Annotated in this window: 16 protein-coding genes and 1 tRNA gene; 8 read left to right on the plus strand and 9 right to left on the minus strand. The window is 61.3% G+C overall.

What is annotated here, in order from left to right:
* Window positions 1-24 precede the first annotated feature (24 nt).
* On the plus strand, window positions 25-186 hold the full coding sequence (locus tag JK202_RS04910) for a hypothetical protein (protein ID WP_211558811.1): 162 nt from the start codon (window positions 25-27) through the stop codon (window positions 184-186).
* Between the two features lie 22 nt (window positions 187-208).
* Here JK202_RS04910 and JK202_RS04915 read toward each other — a convergent pair whose 3' ends face one another.
* Both JK202_RS04915 and JK202_RS04920 read right to left on the minus strand, forming a co-directional pair.
* Complete coding sequence (locus JK202_RS04915) at window positions 209-2,878, minus strand: 2-oxoglutarate dehydrogenase E1 component (protein WP_211558812.1); 2,670 nt, start codon at window positions 2,876-2,878, stop codon at window positions 209-211.
* Window positions 2,879-3,009: 131 nt separating this feature from the next.
* Complete coding sequence (locus tag JK202_RS04920) at window positions 3,010-3,972, minus strand: alpha/beta hydrolase (protein WP_211558813.1); 963 nt, start codon at window positions 3,970-3,972, stop codon at window positions 3,010-3,012.
* Between the two features lie 178 nt (window positions 3,973-4,150).
* Between JK202_RS04920 and JK202_RS04925 the strand changes: the two genes are divergently transcribed.
* From JK202_RS04925 to JK202_RS04945, 5 genes are all read left to right on the plus strand, one after another.
* Entirely contained in the window at window positions 4,151-4,474 is a 324-nt protein-coding gene (locus tag JK202_RS04925; protein WP_211558815.1) for a hypothetical protein, read from the plus strand.
* A gap of 80 nt (window positions 4,475-4,554) precedes the next feature.
* Window positions 4,555-5,193 (plus strand): 2OG-Fe(II) oxygenase, encoded by a 639-nt coding sequence (locus JK202_RS04930; protein WP_211558816.1) that lies wholly within the window; start codon window positions 4,555-4,557, stop codon window positions 5,191-5,193.
* A 23-nt stretch (window positions 5,194-5,216) separates the two neighbouring features.
* Entirely contained in the window at window positions 5,217-6,281 is a 1,065-nt protein-coding gene (locus JK202_RS04935; RefSeq protein WP_211558818.1) for an aspartate-semialdehyde dehydrogenase, read from the plus strand.
* Window positions 6,282-6,306: 25 nt separating this feature from the next.
* Window positions 6,307-7,194 carry an N-acetylmuramic acid 6-phosphate etherase gene (locus tag JK202_RS04940; RefSeq protein WP_211559152.1) on the plus strand — a complete coding sequence of 296 codons (888 nt, stop codon included), beginning with the start codon at window positions 6,307-6,309 and terminating at the stop codon, window positions 7,192-7,194.
* Between the two features lie 29 nt (window positions 7,195-7,223).
* Complete coding sequence (locus tag JK202_RS04945) at window positions 7,224-8,309, plus strand: anhydro-N-acetylmuramic acid kinase (protein WP_211559154.1); 1,086 nt, start codon at window positions 7,224-7,226, stop codon at window positions 8,307-8,309.
* 26 nt (window positions 8,310-8,335) lie between these two features.
* On the opposite strand, the gene JK202_RS04950 is transcribed toward JK202_RS04945, so the two are convergent.
* The gene (locus tag JK202_RS04950; RefSeq protein ID WP_211558820.1) at window positions 8,336-8,758 is read right to left on the minus strand and encodes a host attachment protein; all 423 of its coding nucleotides are present in this window, start codon (window positions 8,756-8,758) and stop codon (window positions 8,336-8,338) included.
* Between the two features lie 460 nt (window positions 8,759-9,218).
* Between JK202_RS04950 and hemH the strand changes: the two genes are divergently transcribed.
* Together hemH and JK202_RS04960 are read left to right on the plus strand one after the other, a co-directional pair.
* On the plus strand, window positions 9,219-10,250 hold the full coding sequence (gene hemH / locus JK202_RS04955; RefSeq protein ID WP_211558823.1) for a ferrochelatase: 1,032 nt from the start codon (window positions 9,219-9,221) through the stop codon (window positions 10,248-10,250).
* A gap of 388 nt (window positions 10,251-10,638) precedes the next feature.
* Window positions 10,639-11,949 carry a glycoside hydrolase family 68 protein gene (locus JK202_RS04960; protein ID WP_211558827.1) on the plus strand — a complete coding sequence of 437 codons (1,311 nt, stop codon included), beginning with the start codon at window positions 10,639-10,641 and terminating at the stop codon, window positions 11,947-11,949.
* Between the two features lie 112 nt (window positions 11,950-12,061).
* On the opposite strand, the gene JK202_RS04965 is transcribed toward JK202_RS04960, so the two are convergent.
* The 6 genes from JK202_RS04965 to JK202_RS04990 form a co-directional block, all read right to left on the minus strand.
* A tRNA-Pro gene (locus JK202_RS04965) sits at window positions 12,062-12,138 on the minus strand.
* A 60-nt stretch (window positions 12,139-12,198) separates the two neighbouring features.
* Window positions 12,199-12,906, minus strand: a complete 708-nt coding sequence (gene lepB, locus JK202_RS04970; RefSeq protein WP_211558829.1) for a signal peptidase I — start codon at window positions 12,904-12,906, stop codon at window positions 12,199-12,201.
* Window positions 12,907-13,042: 136 nt separating this feature from the next.
* Window positions 13,043-13,948 (minus strand): FAD-binding protein, encoded by a 906-nt coding sequence (locus tag JK202_RS04975; protein WP_211558831.1) that lies wholly within the window; start codon window positions 13,946-13,948, stop codon window positions 13,043-13,045.
* On the minus strand, window positions 13,948-14,697 hold the full coding sequence (locus tag JK202_RS04980) for an electron transfer flavoprotein subunit beta/FixA family protein (protein ID WP_211559156.1): 750 nt from the start codon (window positions 14,695-14,697) through the stop codon (window positions 13,948-13,950). Before JK202_RS04980 ends, JK202_RS04975 begins: the two co-directional genes overlap by 1 nt.
* A gap of 106 nt (window positions 14,698-14,803) precedes the next feature.
* Window positions 14,804-16,444: an electron transfer flavoprotein-ubiquinone oxidoreductase gene (locus JK202_RS04985; RefSeq protein WP_211558833.1), complete on the minus strand. Its 1,641-nt coding sequence runs from the start codon at window positions 16,442-16,444 to the stop codon at window positions 14,804-14,806.
* Window positions 16,445-16,482: 38 nt separating this feature from the next.
* A complete protein-coding gene (locus tag JK202_RS04990; RefSeq protein WP_211559158.1) occupies window positions 16,483-17,178 on the minus strand; it encodes a tRNA (guanosine(46)-N(7))-methyltransferase TrmB in 696 nt (231 codons plus the stop codon).
* Between the last annotated feature and the right edge of the window lie 8 nt (window positions 17,179-17,186).

Consider the following 17,186-nt stretch of genomic DNA (forward strand, 5'->3'; position numbering starts at 1 on the left):
GAACGATATAAGAGGGAAGCGCAGATGACGCGTATTCGGATTGGGGTGGCGCTTGCGCTGCTGGCGGCTCTGGCGGCCTGTGGGCCGGATTATGGTGGGCAGGGGTCGCGGCAGTTTCGTGGTGACAGTTATGGCAACGTCGGTGCGGGCCGTAGCAGTTATGGCTATCAGGGCGGCCCGACCTGAGTTTTTCCCCTGTTGGTGTGGTTCAGGACAGGGCGTCCTGAACCAGTTTTTGCTGCTGGGCAGCATGGACGCCCGGTAGCCCGGTTGCGGGTGAGGCGGCGCTGTCGCGGCCTGCATAGTCCGGGCGCTGAACCCGATGTCCGCAGGCGCGCAGGGCGCGTTCTATGCGACGATCTACGAAAATCCATGCCCCGTTGTTGAGTGGCTCTTCCTGACACCACAGGACCTGTTCGGCATCCGGATGGCGTGCGAGCTGATCCATCAGGGCGTGATGCGGGAACGGGTAGAGCTGTTCCATGCAGATGATGGCGACGTCGTTACGGTTTTGGCGTGTGCGTTCGGCGACGAGGTCGTAATAGACCTTGCCGGTGCACAGGATGACGCGACGGGCGCCTTCTTCCTTGGCCGGGTCTGCAATGACGGGCTGAAAGCGGGTGTGCGGCCCCACCTCGTCCAGCATGGAGACCGCATCCTTGTTGCGCAGCAGGGACTTTGGCGTGAAGACGACCAGCGGCTTGCGGCAGCGGCGCGCGATCTGGCGGCGCAGGGCGTGGAAGTAATTCGCTGGTGTGGTGATGTTGCACACGCGCATGTTGTTTTCGGCGCAGAGCTGAAGAATGCGCTCGGGGCGGGCTGAGGAATGTTCCGGGCCACCACCTTCATAGCCGTGCGGCAGAAGCAGGGTCAGGCCGGACGTCCGCAGCCATTTGGTCTCGCCCGAGGCGATGAACTGGTCGAGGATGATCTGTGCGCCGTTGGTGAAATCGCCGAACTGCGCTTCCCACAGAACCAGCGCTTCGGGATTGCCGAGGGAGTAGCCATATTCGAAGCCGAGCACCGCATATTCCGAAAGGGGCGAATTCCAGATGTTCAGCGGGGCTTGATGGGGGGCGATATGGGTCAGGGGCGTGTCTTCGCGGCCTATGTCCTGATCGAACAGCACGGCGTGCCGCTGGCTGAATGTGCCGCGGCGGCTGTCCTGTCCCGAGAGGCGAACGGGGTGGCCATCCATGGACAGGGTGCCGAAGGCGAGGGCCTCGGCGGTCGCCCAGTCGAGCGGGCCACCTTCGGCGACGGCCTTTCCGCGCGCCACGATCTGCCGGGCCAGACGCGGATGGACAGCCAGCCCTTCGGGAATGGTGCCGATCGCGTCGCCGACTTCTTGCAGGCGCTTGAGGGGCACGCCGGTCATGGGCTGGATGCGGTCCTGCTCGTCCTGCAGGCGTGTGGGGTCTTCGGGGCCGTCCAGCCAGTCCGTGCCATCGGGCTGATAGGTTTTGGACGTCTCGAACTGTTCTTCCAGCCGGCGCTGGAAATGGGCCCACATTTCCTCGACTTCGGCTTCGGTCATGATTCCGGTGCGGATCAGGTGATCGGCATAGAGGCTGCGGGTCGTGGCGCGGGACTGGATGGCGTGGACCATTGCGGGCTGCGTGAAGGCGGGCTCGTCGGCTTCGTTATGGCCGTGACGGCGATAGCAGACCACATCCAGCACGATGTCGGACTGGAAGGTGTGGCGCCATTCATGCGCCAGAAAGGCACAGCGGGAGACAGCTTCGGGGTCGTCGCCGTTGACGTGCAGGATCGGGGCCTGAACGGATTTGGCGATATCGGTGTTGTGCAAGCCAGAATGGGCGTCGGACTGGACGGTGGTGAAGCCGATCTGGTTGTTGATGATGACGTGAACCGTCCCACCCGTCCTGTAGCCTTCCAGCTTTGACAGGCTGAGAGTTTCGTACACGACGCCCTGACCGGCGAAGGCGGCATCGCCATGGACGAGAATGCCCAGATGATGCTGCCGGTCGTGATCTTTTTCGCGATCCTGATCGGCGCGGACGCGGCCGAGCACGACCGGGTCCACCGCTTCCAGATGCGAGGGGTTGGGCAGGAGCGAGATACGGACGGTGTGTCCCGCATGTTCGAGCGTCGTGGCCGTACCAAGATGGTACTTCACATCGCCCGAACCCTCGATGGTGTCGGGCTTGAAGGACGCGCCTGCGAATTCACTGAAGATGGCGGCGAAGGGCTTGCGCAGGATGTTGGCCATCACGTTCAGGCGGCCACGATGGGGCATGCCGAGCGAGACGGAGCGTACGTCGTCCTGTGCGGCGGCATCAATCAAGGTGCGCAGGGCGACGATGACGCTTTCACCGCCTTCGAGGCCGAAACGGCGCATGCCCATGAAGCGCTTCTGGCAGAACTGCTCGAAACCCTCGGCGCGGGTCAGGGCGAGGAGAATACGCTTCTGGTCCAGCGGCGGACCGGGTGCTGGGTTTTCCAGACGGTCGATCCACCATTGACGCTGGGCCTGATCCTGAAGATGCATGAACTCGACCGCTGTCGTGCCGCAATAGGCGCGGCGCAGGCGGGCGATCAAATCCCGGTCTGCGCCCGGCGGAGACAGTTCAGGAATATCGGGTGTGGGGGCGAGGCCGAGCGGATCCAGCGAGGCGATGGAATGTCCGCGCAGGCGATAGGCGAATTTCAGGCTCTCGGCGCTGGCGTCGGCCGTGCTGTCAGTCTGGAGCGTTGTGTCCGGGTCGGCCAGACGCTCGGAGCCGAGGGTTTCGAACAGGGAGGCGAAGGCCGGGTCCACGGAGGTCGGGTCGTGCTGCCAGCGTGTGTGCAGCTCCGCCAGATAGACGGTGTTTTCGCCGTTGATGGCGTCCCGGTCATCGCGATGGTCGCCCATGAACTCGTCTCCTGTGTCCCCGGTGCCGGGCTTCTGTGGCGCGCACGGGTCCGGGGTCCTGTCTTATGGCCGCGCACTTTAACGGATTGGCTGAACAGGGCCAATCTCCGTCTGCTCCGCTCCCTGCGTGGTCAGAGACCGAAGCCGCGTTTCATGGCGTCGATCCGGCGTGCGATGGAGCGGGTGGCGACCGGTGTGTCTGTCTGGTCGAAGATATGGCAGGCGCCGGGTACGATTTCCAGCTCTACCGAAATGCCCTGATGGATCAGGCGCTGCGCGTAGGCGAGATCTTCATCCAGAAACAGGTCCAGCGCGCCAACGGACAGATAGACCGGGGGCAGATCGACCAGGTCGGTTGCGCGGGCAGGGGCAGCATAAGGCGAGACATCGGCCGAACCGGGCGCTACGGGATTGAGGAGGGCCGTCCACATAAAGGTGTTGCTGGTGCGGGTCCACAGGAACTCGCCTCCGACGGGGGACGCGTCAGGCTGACCCGTCGTCGTGCGGTCGTCGAGCACGGGGTAGATGAGGTTCTGGAACAGGAGCGTCGGTCCTTCCCGGTCCCGGGTCAGGAGGGCCAGTCCCGCGGCGAGGCCCCCGCCCGCGCTTTCGCCGGTCAGGCCGATGCGGGCGGGATCAATCCCGAGCGTATCGGCATTGCGCGTGATCCAGCATAGCGTCGTGTAGGCGTCCTCGATTGCGGCCGGGAACGGGTGTTCGGGGGTGAGGCGGTAATCGGGGGAGATGACCACGCAGTCCAGCTCCTGTGCGAACTGGCAGAGCTGGGTCGTGGTGAATTCGGGCTGGCCGGCGAAATAGCCGCCGCCATGCAGGTGCAGCAGGGCCGGGCGCGGGTTTGCAGCATTTTTGCGGGGACGAACGGTCAGGAGACGGATCGCGGGTGCGGTGTCCGTAGCGGGAATGGTCAGGCGTTCGAGCGTGACGGGGTAGTCTTCGGCTTGCAGGAAGGACTGTCCGGCGGACTGTTCCAGCCCTTCGCGGAAAGCGGGGAGGGACTCTGGCGAAAGATCGACGGTGGGGAACTCATCAAGAAGGGGCAGAAGTTCCGGGAGGACGAGAGACCGTGTGTTCATGGGATGTCGCCTTGCGCTGGAGAGGGCAGGAAAAACAAGTGTAGGCCCAGTGGTCGGGCCGCTTGAAGGCAAAAATCTGTTCGTCCCGCCACAAAGTTGCCGCAACTTTTAATGCTCGAGAGTCGTCTTGATCCCTGACCGGTCCTGAGCCGGCCTTGCTGGGATGGGAGTTCCGCTGATGCGTGCTCTGCTGTTTCTTGCGGTTCTGACGGGAAGTGGTCTTGCTTTGACGGGTCTGTCGGCAGGGGCGCAGGACCTGCGTCGGGGCGATCTGTCTGTCCATTCCGTTCTGGCGGATGATGTGGGTCAGTCCGGGGTGGATCATCGGCGGCTGGAATGCCGGACGGATCCGCGTCTTCTCCATACGGTCTGGGACGGGCGCCTCTCGTCTCTGCCCGGGCCGCATGTCTGCACGGGGGGTGCGAACCGCCTGGGGGCAGGATATGTCCGCTATCTGGCGACGAGCAGGATGGTCAGGGTGCATAAGCCGCTGCGGGGGTAATATTCTTTCGCAAAAGGCAGGTCTCACATGTGTGGAATAGGCCTTGTCGCCGGCGTGGGCCGCGTCTAGCCTTCCGCGCCATGAGCAGGATTTCCCTTGATTATGATGCGTTTGAGAGCACGCCCGTTGCGGAAAAGCCGTTTCCGCATATGGTGGTGCCGCATTTCATCGGCAATGATGACCTGAAGGCGGTTGTGTCCGATCTGCCGGAAATGAAATCTGGCGGCTCTTTTCCGCCGGAAGCCCTGAAGCTGACGCCGCGTGTTGCGGGCATGATTGCGGAATTGCAGGGGCCGAAGCTCAAGGCGCTGGTGGCGGAGAAATTCGGGCTGGATCTGGCGAATGCGCCGACCATGCTGACGGTGCGCGGGCGCACTCGGGAAAAAGACGGGCGCATCCATCGGGATTCGGAGGCCAAGCTGGTCACGATCCTGCTGTATCTCAATCCGCGCGGTGAGGACTGGGCGTCACGCGATGGCTGTCTGCGGCTGCTGAACGGGCCGGATGATGTCGAGGATTTCGATGTTGAGGTGACGCCGGCGGAAGGGACGCTGCTGGTGTTTCCGAACGGTCCGGCAACCTGGCACGGGCACCGGCAGTTCGTGGGAACACGCTATGCCATCCAGCTCAACTATATGGCGACGGGGCGCAAGGCCCGCTACGAACTGCGGCGGCACCGTCTGTCGGCGCTTTTAAAGCGTCTGCCCTTTTCGGGCTGATTTTCAGGAAACGGGAAAAGATCATGGGTTATCGGGTTGCGGTTGTTGGCGCTACGGGTGCGGTCGGGCGTGAACTGCTGCGAATTCTGGCGGAGCGGGAGTTTCCGGTCGATGAAGTTGTGGCGCTGGCATCGCCGCGCTCCACGGGACGCGAGATTTCCTTCGGGGACAAGAAAGTCCTGAAGGTCCAGAATCTCGAGACGTTCGATTTCAAGGGCTGGGACATTGCACTGTTCTCGCCGGGTGGTTCGGTTTCGGCCGTTTATGCGCCGAAGGCTGCGGCTGCGGGATGTGTGGTGATCGACAACACGTCGCATTTCCGCATGGAGCCGGGCGTGCCCCTGATCGTGCCGGAAGTGAATGCGGCGGCGATTGGCAAGGCGAGCCGTGGCATCATCGCCAACCCGAACTGCTCGACCGCGCAGATGCTCGTGGCGCTCAAGCCGCTGCATGACCTATTCCGGATCAAGCGCATCGTGGTCTCGACCTATCAGGCGGTGTCGGGCGCCGGCAAGGACGGGATGGACGAGCTGTTTTCTCAGACCAAGGGCACGTTCGTTAACGATCAGCCGACGGTGGCGCAGTTCACCAAGCAGATTGCCTTCAATGTCATTCCCCATATCGACCGTTTCATGGACGACGGTGCGACCAAGGAAGAATGGAAGATGGCTGTCGAAACCCGCAAGATCATGGACCCGGACATCAAGGTTCTGGCGACCTGCGTGCGCGTTCCGGTGTTCATCGGGCATTCGGAAGCAATCAGCATCGAGTGTGAGAAGCCGGTTGATCTGAAGAAGGCGCGTGAGGCGCTGCGCAAGGCGCCGGGCGTGATCCTACGCGATGAGCGCGAAGACGGTGGCTATGTGACGCCGATCGAATGTGTGGGCGAGGATGCGACGTATGTGTCCCGTCTGCGGATTGATCCGTCGGTCGAGAACGGTCTGGCGCTGTGGTGTGTGTCTGACAATCTGCGCAAGGGTGCGGCCCTCAATGCGGTTCAGATTGCGGAAAGCATCGTGAAGCAGGGACTTCTGAAGGACGGGCAGCTTTTCCGTCGTAATGAAGTGCCGGATGAAGACGAAGACTGAGCGATCAACAGAGAAGGGTGGTGTCATGACGGCGTCCCGAACGGAGACGGTTCTTGCGGCCAATGAGGACATCGAGCGCCTGCCGCTCGATGCTCTGCTGGGTCGGCTTCTGACGTCGCAGAAGGCGGCTCTGGATCGGGTCGGGGAGGCATTGCCGTCCATCGAACGGGCCGTCGAGGCTGCTGTGCCCCGGCTTCAGGCCGGGGGGCGGCTGGTCTATGCGGGGGCCGGGACGTCCGGGCGGATCGGATTGCAGGACGGTGTTGAACTGACGCCGACCTTTGGTGTGGCGCCGGAAAAGCTGGTTCTGCTGCTGGCCGGTGGAGCCGGGGCGACGACCCAGGCCGCGGAAGGCGCAGAAGACCGGGAAGATCAGGCGCGGCTTGATCTGATGGACTATCACCCGACTGCGCAGGACGTGGTGATCGGCGTCGCGGCGAGCGGCAATACGCCTTACACATGTGCGGTCGTTCAGCTCGGACGGGAGGTCGGGGCGCTGACGATCGGTGTCAGCGGTAATCCGGAATCGCGTCTGCTGCGGGAAGCTGAATTCGGGATCTGTATTCCAACCGGGGCCGAGGTTCTGGCGGGTTCGACGCGGATGGCAGCGGGAACTGCACAGAAAGTCACGCTGAACCTGTTTTCCACAGCCCTGATGACGCGTCTTGGGCATGTCTATCGCGGACGTATGGTGGACATGCGTATCAGCAACGACAAGCTTCAGATTCGTGCGGAACGCATGGTCATGGAACTGGCTGGCGGAACGGCCGAAGAGGCGCGCGATGCACTGAGCCTTGTGCAGGGGAATACGAAGCGGGCCGTTCTGTTGCGGCGAGGTGTGGCTCTGGCGGAGATCGAGCCGCTTCTGGAGCGGTGTCAGGGCAACCTGCATCTGGCGCTCGCCCGGCTTTGAGTGCGGTGAAGCCTGCAGATGCGCCCGGGATGGTCTGGGCGCTCGGGTTGATGAGCGGGACGTCTCTGGACGGGGTGGATGCCGCCCTGATCGAGACGGATGGCGTGCGGATCGGGCGTATGGGGCCATCCCTGACGCTGCCGTATAGTCCGGAACTTCGTGCCCGCACGCGGGCTTTGCTGGATCGTGCAGCTGGTTTGCCGGACGATGACAACGAAGTTCAGGCAGTCGCCCGCGATCTGACACTGCGGCATGTGGAGGCGGTGCGTCTGTTGCGGGAGCAGGCGCCGGATCTGGAGCCTGCTGTCATCGGGTTTCACGGTCAGACCATTCTGCACCAGCCTGAACGGGGTTGGAGCTGGCAGATCGGGGATGCCCGACTGCTTCAGGACCTTTGCGATGTGCCGGTCGTGTATGATTTCAGGACGCGGGATCTGGAAAACGGGGGCGAAGGCGCACCGCTCGTGCCGGTGTTTCATGCTGCCCTGCTTCAGCGCGATCCGCGTTCCGTCGCTATGCTCAACATTGGTGGCGTGGCGAATGTGACGGTGCTGGGGCCACAGGACGCGCAGGGGGAGCGGGGCGTCTGGGCCTGTGATACAGGGCCGGGCAATGCCCTTCTGGACGACTGGGCGTTACAGCATACGGGCCAGCCCTGTGATTTTGGGGGTGCACTGGCAGCGTCAGGGACGGTCTGTCAGGACGTTCTGGAAGATCTTCTGGCGATTCCGTATTTCGCGCGGCCTATGCCCAAGTCGCTCGACAGGCTGAGCTTTCACCCTGAGGCGATGGCGCGTGTGCGGGATCTGTCTGCGGAAGACGGGGCTGCGACGCTGGCGGCTTTTACGGTTGAATCCGTCGCACGGACGCCGTTTCCGGTACGGCCGGAGATGTGGTTTGTCGCGGGCGGAGGCCGTCACAATCCGGTGCTGATGGATAGACTGAACCAGCGTTTGGGGAATGTGGCATCCGTGGATGTCCTTGGCTGGGACGGGGATGCCCTGGAAGCGCAGTGTTTCGGGCTTCTGGCCGTGCGCTGCCTGCGCGGGCTGCCGTCATCCTGGCCGGGAACGACCGGGGTGAGGCAGGCCTGCATTGCGGGAAAGGCCGTCTGAGGATCTTCCCGCAAGTCTGATTGAACTCAGACGGAAGCGAGTTCGGACCAGCCGGTTTCCGGACGGTCGAGATGCTTCAGCAGATCATGGTCCGGCGTATTGACCAGATCCTTGACCAGCGTCTTAAACAGCTTCTTGCTCGTCGGCTTGTCGAGGTGTTCGCGGATTTCGTGAGATGCCTGAGCCGGCGCGATCAGCAGGATGCCTTCGACGTCGCTGCTCTGTGCGGCCTTGTTGATATGGCCAGCCAGATCGCGGGTGAAGTGTTCCTTGAGCTGCTCATGCGGATTTTCGCGCGGTGCCTTGATGGATGCGACGTCCTTTTCCGCGCTGGAACCCTTGTGCAGGTCGAAGCTTGCGATGGTGCGGAGCTGCGCGCCTTCAAGACGCAGGAAACGGGCTTTTTCGCCGTCGGCGACAACGTAAATGACGGGATCCTGTGTAGCCATGTCGGGAAATCCTTAAATTTGAAATCGGATGATGTGTCTGTAACAACATTGAGATGGGATGGTTGCCTGAAGTCGGCAAGGTGACGCAGAGTCGTATTCGCCTAAGGCATTGAAAATAGGAAAATATTTCATTTCCTTGAATGTTTTTTGAAGAATTCCGAATTTTTTTGTTGAAACGAGCTGAAGATGTGCTCACTCTCTGAATTGAGCCTGCCAGAAAATCTTTTCCAAAGGCTCAAAGGAGGCAAGTATGGCTCTGACGAATACTCTTCTGCCGTATGTTGGTCCCATGACCGTCGCCGTTGCGGTGTTTGCCTATACTTTGCTGCAAGGGACGCGGAAACCGGATGTTTCCTATGCGAAAGTAAGACACCGACGATAGCGTCCCGTAAGGGACGCGTATCCCCAGGCGTTTTCCCTCTTTCCTAAGTCCGTGCCTGGTTCCACAGTAGAGGGTACCATGGCATTTTTACACAAAACTCCCCGTATTGCCCCTCCGCCAGAAGGCCGGACAGGCGTTCTTCTTATCAATCTGGGAACGCCTGATGACACAGGCTACTTCTCGGTAAGAAGATACCTCAGCGAGTTTCTCTCTGACCGTCGCGTCATCGAGAGTTCTCCCCTGTTCTGGCAACCGATCCTTCAGGGCATCATCCTCACAAAGCGTCCTTTTGCCAGCGGCGCAAATTATGCGCGGATCTGGCACAAGGAAGAAAATGCCTCGCCATTGCGCGTCTATACGCGCAGGCAGGCTGAAGGACTGGCCGAGCGGCTTCGTGCTGATGGTGTGCCGGTCGAATGGGGGATGCGCTACGGGCGCCCCTCTGTTGCGAAATCCCTTGAAAGTCTGATGGATCAGGGCTGTGACCGGATCGTCAGCATTGCGCTTTATCCGCAATATTCCGCAACCACGACCGCAACTGCCAATGACCAGCTTTTCCGCGTGCTTATGCGTCTGCGTCGTCAGCCAGCGGTTCTGACGGTTCCGTCATTCCCGGATCACCCTGCTTTCATACGCGCGCTTGAGACGTCCGTTCAGGATACGTTGGCGGGTCTGAGCTTCAAGCCGCAGCAGATCGTTGCGTCGTTTCATGGTCTCCCCAAAACCTGTATCGAAAAGGGCGACACATATCGGGACGAGTGTGAGCGCACGATTGCCGGGCTTCGGGTGGCTCTGGGGCTGAGCGAAGAGCAGATGCCCCTGACGTTCCAGTCCCGCTTTGGGCCGCTGGAATGGATTCAGCCCTACACGGCGCCTTTCGTCAAAGCTCTTCCGGCGCAGGGAATCACGAAGATTGCCGTCATCATGCCCGGCTTCATGACGGACTGCATTGAGACGCTGGATGAAATCGGCAACGAGCTTCGGGAAGAATTCGTGGAAGCGGGGGGCGAGGAGTTTGCCCTGGTGCCCTGTCTGAACGACTCGAAAGAAGCGATTGATCTTCTGGAAGAGCTCTCACGCTCCGCGCTGGCTGGCTTTCAGCGCGGCTGAGCACTGCAGCCTTTAAAGCCTGCTCAAAACCCACCCGGCGACGGGTGGGTTTCTTTGTGGATGGACCCGTCAAAAGATAAGCGGAAATTTTCTGCTTGCATTGCGCGCATGTTTTTCCTATAACTGTGGCACTGAGCCATAAAACATAATTAATAAATGGTTCGAAGCACCATTTCAGATCAAGAAATTTTCAAAAGGCCGTTTCCGAAAGGATCGGCCTTTTTTGTTGCTCAATTTTAGAAGCAAGACATGTTTCTCGGTATGGAAATTACGGCTCAGTACAGGATTTAATCCTTTTGTTCAGACGTTAATCCAGTAACCGGAAATGAAAAATATTCCGGTTACTGGGATGCGTCAGGTTCTTCTCTTTTCAGCTACAGGAAAAATCATGAACGCTGTTTCCAGCATGCAGAGCGCTACCCAGTCGGGTTCGCGCTGGACGATCGCTGACGCGATGAAGATCCGTACCGATGATCCGACGACGACCATGCCGGTCATCGACTATGCATTCCCGGTCATCGATTCCGATGTATGGCAGTGGGACACCTGGCTGCTGCGCGACATCCACGGCAAGACCGTAACTTTCAAGGGCTGGTACATCATGTTCGCCCTTGTCGCCGATCGTTCCGCAACGGGCGATACGGTCGATGGCTGGCACAGCCGCAACAACTATTCTTATATCGGTTACTACTATAGCCGCACCGGCAACGGTGCAGACTGGAAGTTCGGTGGCCGCGTCATCAAGGAAGGCGCCAATTCCCGCAGCTGGGAATGGTCCGGTTGTGCCGTCATGCGCGAAAACAGCGCCAACACGGTCGATCTGTTCTACACGTCCGTCAACGATTCCCCGTCCGAGTCCGTTCCGTCCTACACGACGGGCCAGGTCATGGCAGATGCGACCGGCGTGTGGTTCGAAGGTTTCGATGTCTGCACGGATATGTTCCAGGCGGACGGCGTGAACTACGCCAATATCGTCGAAGACGCCTACTGGGACTTCCGCGATCCGCACATCTTCCGCAATCCGGACGACAACGAGATCTATGCGCTGTTCGAGGGCAATGTGCCCGGCATGCGTGGCGACTTCACCATTGATTCCGACGAGATGGGCTTTGTTCCGCCTGCCACGACCGTACCGGCCGGTGCGCAGTATGGTGCCGCCGCCATCGGCATTGCCCGCCTGACATCCGACGCCAAGAAAGGCGATTTCTCGCAGTGGGAAATGCTGCCTGCGCTGGTGACGGCTCTGGGCGTGAATGACCAGACGGAACGTCCGCATGTCGTGTTCCAGGATGGTCTGACCTATCTGTTCACGATCTCCCATCACTCCACCTTCACCGGCAACAGCACGGGTCCGGACGGTGTGTATGGCTTTGTTTCGCGCAACGGCATCTTCGGTCCGTATGTTCCGCTGAACGGATCGGGTCTCGTGCTCGGCAATCCGTCCGCCGCTCCGTACGAAACCTATTCGCACTTCGTCGATCCTGCCGGTTACGTGCAGTCCTTCATCGATACCCTGCCGCAGCCGGGTTCGGCTGATCCGCAGGATCCGGCGACCTATCGCATCGGCGGCACGCTGGCCCCGACTGTGAAGATCGTTCTTGAAGGCGAGCGGACCTTCCTGACGGAAGTCCATGCTTATGGTCAGGTCTACGCCCAAGGCGTCTGGCCGATCTCTTCGGCCTGGGACAAGCGTTCCTGAAGCCATTTTGCCCTCTCCCGAGGGGAGGGCATTTTTCTGCGTTTAAGGCGCAGTCATGCTCTGGCCTAAGGCCCGAAAACTGCTTTAGCGATTTCTGGAAAAATTAGTCGGCTGGTCGGAGTGAGAGGATTCGAACCTCCGGCCCCTGCGTCCCGAACACAGTGCTCTACCAGGCTGAGCTACACTCCGGCCGACGGCGCTTCTCCTACAGGTGTTAACGTTTTACCGCAAGAGGGGCTGGGCGAAAAATCAAAGAACGAGAGCTGTTCTGCAGATATCCCGCCACGACCACAGGACGGCACGGGCCTGTCCCTGAAGGTTCCAGAGCGGCAGAAGTCCGACGCCTCCATCCGCAACGCTCACCCGCGAGTCGGCGGAGTTGTCGCGGTTGTCGCCCATGACGAACAGGTGGTTTGCGGGAACGGTGAACGGGGCAACCGTGTCGAGTTCCCCGTCCTGCGACATTTTGAGAATGTCATGATGCACGTTTCCCGGCAGGATTTCTTCATAGCGTTCTGCGGGGTGCCAGACATTTTTGCGGCTTTCCTCGCGCGCAGGCCCCATGTCTTTCCATGGAAGCTCGGCTCCATTCAGGATAACGCGGCCGTGCACCAGTGCGACCGTGTCTCCGGGAAGGCCGATCACGCGTTTGACCCAGGTTTGTTGAAGATTGGCGGGTGCGCGGAACACGACCACGTCGCCGCGATGGGGGAGGCGCCCGAAGACGCGGGTGCCCGTTTCGGATGTGGGTTTCAGCAAAGTCCCGAACGGCAGATTGGCTGTGCTGAGACCATAGGACGGCACAACCACCCCAATCTGGTCGCCAATCATCAGCGTGGGCTCCATCGAAGCTGAGGGCACGATGTAAGCAGCCGCAAGGGCGGTGTGAATGGTCAGGGCGCCCAGAATGATGGGCAGGCAGGACAGGATGTCCCGGATGAACTTGCGCAGGGTCATGATGAGGGTCTCCGTGTCCTGAAGAGTGCCTCATGGGGCTCACAGAGCCAGTTAAACCTGCGTCAGGTCCTGTCATGAAAAAAGGGGCGTCCCGTCATGGGGCGCCCCTTTTTTGTCGTTTCAGCGAAAGAGCGCCTTACAGCGCTTTTTCGAGTTCCGGCAGGACTTCAAACAGATCGCCCACGATGCCGTAATCGGCGACCTTGAAGATCGGCGCTTCGGGATCGGCGTTGATCGCCACGATCACGCGGCTGTCCTTCATGCCGGCCAGATGCTGGATCGCACCCGACAGGCCCACGGCGATATAGAGTTCCGGCGCCACGATCTTGCCGGTCTGGCCGACCTGCATCTCGTTGGGGGCAAAGCCGGAATCCACGGCCGCACGCGAGGCGCCGATAGCGGCGTTCAGCTTGTCGGCGATGGGCTCGAGCAGCTTGAAGTTCGCTGCATCCTTCATGCCCTTGCCGCCGGAAATCACCACGCGGGCAGATTCCAGTTCCGGACGATCGGATGCGGAAAGCTCGACCTTCACAAAGACGGATTTTTCGCTGGCCGGAGCCTCGATTGTCTCAATGGCGGCCGAGCCACCTTCAGCGGCGACCGGTTCGAAATTGGAGCCGCGGACCGTCAGTACCTTGATGCTGTCAGCAGAGCGGACCGTTGCCAGCGCATTACCGGCATAGATCGGGCGCACGAACGTGTCGGCGTCCTTGATCTCGACCACATCCGGAATGGGCTGCACGTCCAGCAGGCCCGCCAGACGCGGCAGGATGTTCTTGCCGGTGGCGGAAGCTGCGGCCACGATGTGGCTGTAGTCCTTTGCGCGAGCGGCCAGCAGATCGGCAGCAGGCTCGGCCAGATCATTGACCAGACCCGGCACGCTGAGAACGCGCGTCACACCCGGCAGGGCGGCAGCGGCCTGTGCGCCGTCTCCGAACACGATGGCGTCGACGGCACCGAAGCGCGAGGCCGCGGCAACAGCCGAACGGGAAGCCTGACGGACTGCGCCGTTCTCGACTTCAACCAGAACAAGAGCGGTCATCAGATCACCTTCGCTTCTGTCTTGAGCTTCTCGACCAGTTCGGCCGCGCTGTTCACTTTCACGCCTTCCTTGCGCTCCAGCGGTTCGGCCACGGAGACCACCGTCAGGCGCGACGCCGTATCGACGCCAAGGCTGTCGATCTCGACCGTCTCAAGCGGCTTCTTGCGGGCCTTCATGATGTTCGGCAGGGAGGCATAGCGCGGTTCGTTGAGGCGCAGATCCGCCGTCACTACGGCCGGGAGCGTGAGGGACACGACTTCCGTGCCGCCATCGATTTCGCGGGCAACTTCGATACGGCCATCGGCAACCGTCACAGCGCTGGCGAACGTGCCCTGCGGCCAGCCGAGCTTCGCGGCCAGGATCTGGCCCGTGGCGTTCATGTCGTCGTCGATCGCCTGCTTGCCCATGCAGATCAGGCCGGCTTCCTCGCGCGTGGCGATGGCCTTGAGCACATTGGCCACGGCGCGCGGCTCAAGCGTGTCGTCCGTCCGCACGAGAATGGCGCGATCCGCACCCATGGCCATGGCCGTGCGCAGTACGTCCTGCGCGGCCTGTGCGCCGACGGTCACGACCACGACTTCCTTGGCAGCGCCTTTTTCACGCAGGCGCACTGCTTCTTCGACTGCGATTTCGTCGAACGGATTCATGGACATTTTCACGCCCTGCGTTTCGACACCGCTGCCATCGGCCGCTACACGTACCTTGACGTTGTAATCGACCACCCGTTTGACTGGGACCAGAACTTTCATCGTCATCTTTCGCTGCTGTCGACGCCACAAAAACGGGCGTCACCGTAGCGGGACTGCCCGGAAAAGTCACATCCCGCTCCGGATGATCCCGTCTGCGGGAAGAAATTCACATCCCGACGGGATAGTTCGGACCGCCGCCACCTTCAGGCGTGCACCAGTCGATGTTCTGCGTCGGGTCCTTGATGTCGCAGGTCTTGCAGTGCACGCAGTTCTGGGCGTTGATCCGGAGCTGCCAGGCGTTTTCGCCCGTCTGTTCCTGTTCATAGACGCCAGCGGGGCAGTAACGGCTTTCGGGCGAATCGAACACGTCGTGATTGACGGTCTGCCAGATCGCCTCGTTGCGCAGCTTGAGGTGAACCGGCTGGTTTTCCTCGTGATTCGTGCTGCTCAGGAAGACCGAACTGACGCGATCGAAAGTGATCTTTCCGTCAGGCTTGGGATACTCGATTTTCGTGCACAGCGAAGCCGGGCGCAGCGTCTCGTTATCGGCATGCGGGTGATGCAGCGTCCAGGGCGCACGGCCGCGCAGGATCATGCTGTCGATGCCAGCATAGATCGCGCCGAGCTTCATGCCCCATTTCGCGAAAGCCGGGCGGATATTGCGGACGTCACGCAGTTCGGACCACAGCCAGGACTGGCGGACGCGCGCCGTCATGCTGGCGGCTTCCTTCTTGTCTTTTTCCAGAGCCTCGGCCACGGCTTCAGCCGCGATCATGCCGGACTTCATGGCCGTATGCGTGCCCTTGATCTTGGGGACGTTCAGGAAGCCCGCGGAATCGCCAGCCAGAACGCCGCCGGGGAAGGTCAGGCGCGGAATGGACTGGAAGCCACCCTCGGACAGGGCGCGTGCGCCGTAGATCAGGCGCTTGCCGCCCTCGAAATGTTCCCGGAACGCCGGGTGCAGCTTGGTGCGCTGCATTTCCTCGAAAGGCGACAGATAGGTGTTGGCGTAATCGAGGCCGGTCACGAACCCAAAGCTGACCAGATTTTCCCCGAAATGATAGAGCCACGCCCCGCCATAGGTGTGATCGTCGAGCGGCCAGCCGAAGCTGTGCTGCACGAGGCCCGGGCGATGCTTTTCCGCCGGGATTTCCCAGACTTCCTTGACGCCGAGACCATAGGTCTGCGGATCGACGCCCTTGCGCAGGCCGAAACGCTTCATGGCGTGCCCCGTGAGGGAGCCGCGTGCGCCCTCGGTCAGGATGGTCTGCTTCGCGCGCAGGATCATGCCGGGCGTGAAGTTCGGCCCGTGTTCGCCGTCGCGCTCGATGCCCATGTCGCCCGTAATCACACCGGCGACACGGTCGTTCTCGATGAACAGTTCCGCGCCCGAAAAGCCTGGATAGATTTCCACGCCCAGAGCCTCGGCCTGCTCGCCAAGCCAGCGGCAGACTTCCCCGAGCGAGACGACATAGTTCCCGTGATTGGCCATCTGCGGCATCACACGGTCCAGATACGGAACCTCGAAAGAACGCGTTTCGGTGAGGAACAGCATCCGCTCTTCCGTCACCTGTGTGCGCAGCGGGGCATCCAGATCGCGCCAGTTCGGTAGAAGCTCGTCGAGCGTGCGCGGCTCGATGACGGCGCCCGAGACGATATGGGCGCCGATCTCGCTGCCCTTTTCGATCAGGCAGATGCCCGCGTCCGGCATCAGCTGTTTCAGGCGGATCGCGGCGGACAGACCGGCGGGACCGCCACCGACCACCACGACATCGAATTCCATTTCTTCGCGTTCGATCTGGGTCATGATGTCAGGAAACTCGCTGAATAACTGAGATAAGGGTTTCAGGGACGGCGCGTGAAAGTCCAGTAGAACGGCACGCGCCCTTCGCGGAAGGCCTTGGCCTCATAGCGCGTGGGCGACCAGCCTTCGGGACGTTCTTTCGCCGGGGGCGGCGCATCGAACAGGTCCTGCTTGCCCATCACGTCCGTGACCCACTCCTGATAGACGGGATGGTCACTGGCGACGCGCCAGATGGCGCCGGGTTTCAGGACACGATGCATCTGTTTGATATTTTCCGGATGCACGAAGCGGCGCTTGGCGTGCCGGGCCTTGGGCCACGGATCCGGGAACATCAGATACGCCCGGTCCAGGCATGCATCAGGCATGTCCTTGAGCAGCAGGCGGGCGTCTTCGGCCCAGATGCGGAAATGGGGAGGCGGCGTTGCCGTGTCTTCCTCGCCTTCGGGCACGAGGCGCGAAAGCAGCGAGCACAGGCCGTTCTCGAAAACCTCGGAGGCGATATAGCCGACATCCGGGTTCAGTTCGGACTGGCCGATGGCATGTTCGCCACCGCCGAAACCGATTTCGAGAAAGACGCGCGAGACCGCATCGGAGAATCCCGCAGCGGGATTTTCCGGTGAAGTAAAGGAAAGCCGGGGCAGCGCCTTCTCAAGAAGGTGCTGCTGCCGGGCCCGGAGCGGATGGCCGCGTTGACGGCCATAAAGCCGCTCCGGCTGGGGTTTGAGAGACTCGACCAGGGGTTTTC

The sequence above is a fragment of the Gluconobacter sp. Dm-62 genome (assembly GCF_018256155.1).
Taxonomy (GTDB): Bacteria; Pseudomonadota; Alphaproteobacteria; order Acetobacterales; family Acetobacteraceae; genus Gluconobacter.

What these genes read in the sequence shown, in the direction of transcription:
- JK202_RS04910 (WP_211558811.1), top strand. Translation starts at nt 25, where the DNA reads ATGACGCGTATTCGGATTGGGGTGGCGCTTGCGCTGCTGGCGGCTCTG.
- JK202_RS04915 (WP_211558812.1), bottom strand. Translation starts at nt 2,878, where the DNA reads ATGGGCGACCATCGCGATGACCGGGACGCCATCAACGGCGAAAACACC.
- JK202_RS04920 (WP_211558813.1), bottom strand. Translation starts at nt 3,972, where the DNA reads ATGAACACACGGTCTCTCGTCCTCCCGGAACTTCTGCCCCTTCTTGAT.
- JK202_RS04925 (WP_211558815.1), top strand. Translation starts at nt 4,151, where the DNA reads ATGCGTGCTCTGCTGTTTCTTGCGGTTCTGACGGGAAGTGGTCTTGCT.
- JK202_RS04930 (WP_211558816.1), top strand. Translation starts at nt 4,555, where the DNA reads ATGAGCAGGATTTCCCTTGATTATGATGCGTTTGAGAGCACGCCCGTT.
- JK202_RS04935 (WP_211558818.1), top strand. Translation starts at nt 5,217, where the DNA reads ATGGGTTATCGGGTTGCGGTTGTTGGCGCTACGGGTGCGGTCGGGCGT.
- JK202_RS04940 (WP_211559152.1), top strand. Translation starts at nt 6,307, where the DNA reads ATGACGGCGTCCCGAACGGAGACGGTTCTTGCGGCCAATGAGGACATC.
- JK202_RS04945 (WP_211559154.1), top strand. Translation starts at nt 7,224, where the DNA reads ATGGTCTGGGCGCTCGGGTTGATGAGCGGGACGTCTCTGGACGGGGTG.
- JK202_RS04950 (WP_211558820.1), bottom strand. Translation starts at nt 8,758, where the DNA reads ATGGCTACACAGGATCCCGTCATTTACGTTGTCGCCGACGGCGAAAAA.
- hemH (WP_211558823.1), top strand. Translation starts at nt 9,219, where the DNA reads ATGGCATTTTTACACAAAACTCCCCGTATTGCCCCTCCGCCAGAAGGC.
- JK202_RS04960 (WP_211558827.1), top strand. Translation starts at nt 10,639, where the DNA reads ATGAACGCTGTTTCCAGCATGCAGAGCGCTACCCAGTCGGGTTCGCGC.
- lepB (WP_211558829.1), bottom strand. Translation starts at nt 12,906, where the DNA reads ATGACCCTGCGCAAGTTCATCCGGGACATCCTGTCCTGCCTGCCCATC.
- JK202_RS04975 (WP_211558831.1), bottom strand. Translation starts at nt 13,948, where the DNA reads ATGACCGCTCTTGTTCTGGTTGAAGTCGAGAACGGCGCAGTCCGTCAG.
- JK202_RS04980 (WP_211559156.1), bottom strand. Translation starts at nt 14,697, where the DNA reads ATGAAAGTTCTGGTCCCAGTCAAACGGGTGGTCGATTACAACGTCAAG.
- JK202_RS04985 (WP_211558833.1), bottom strand. Translation starts at nt 16,444, where the DNA reads ATGACCCAGATCGAACGCGAAGAAATGGAATTCGATGTCGTGGTGGTC.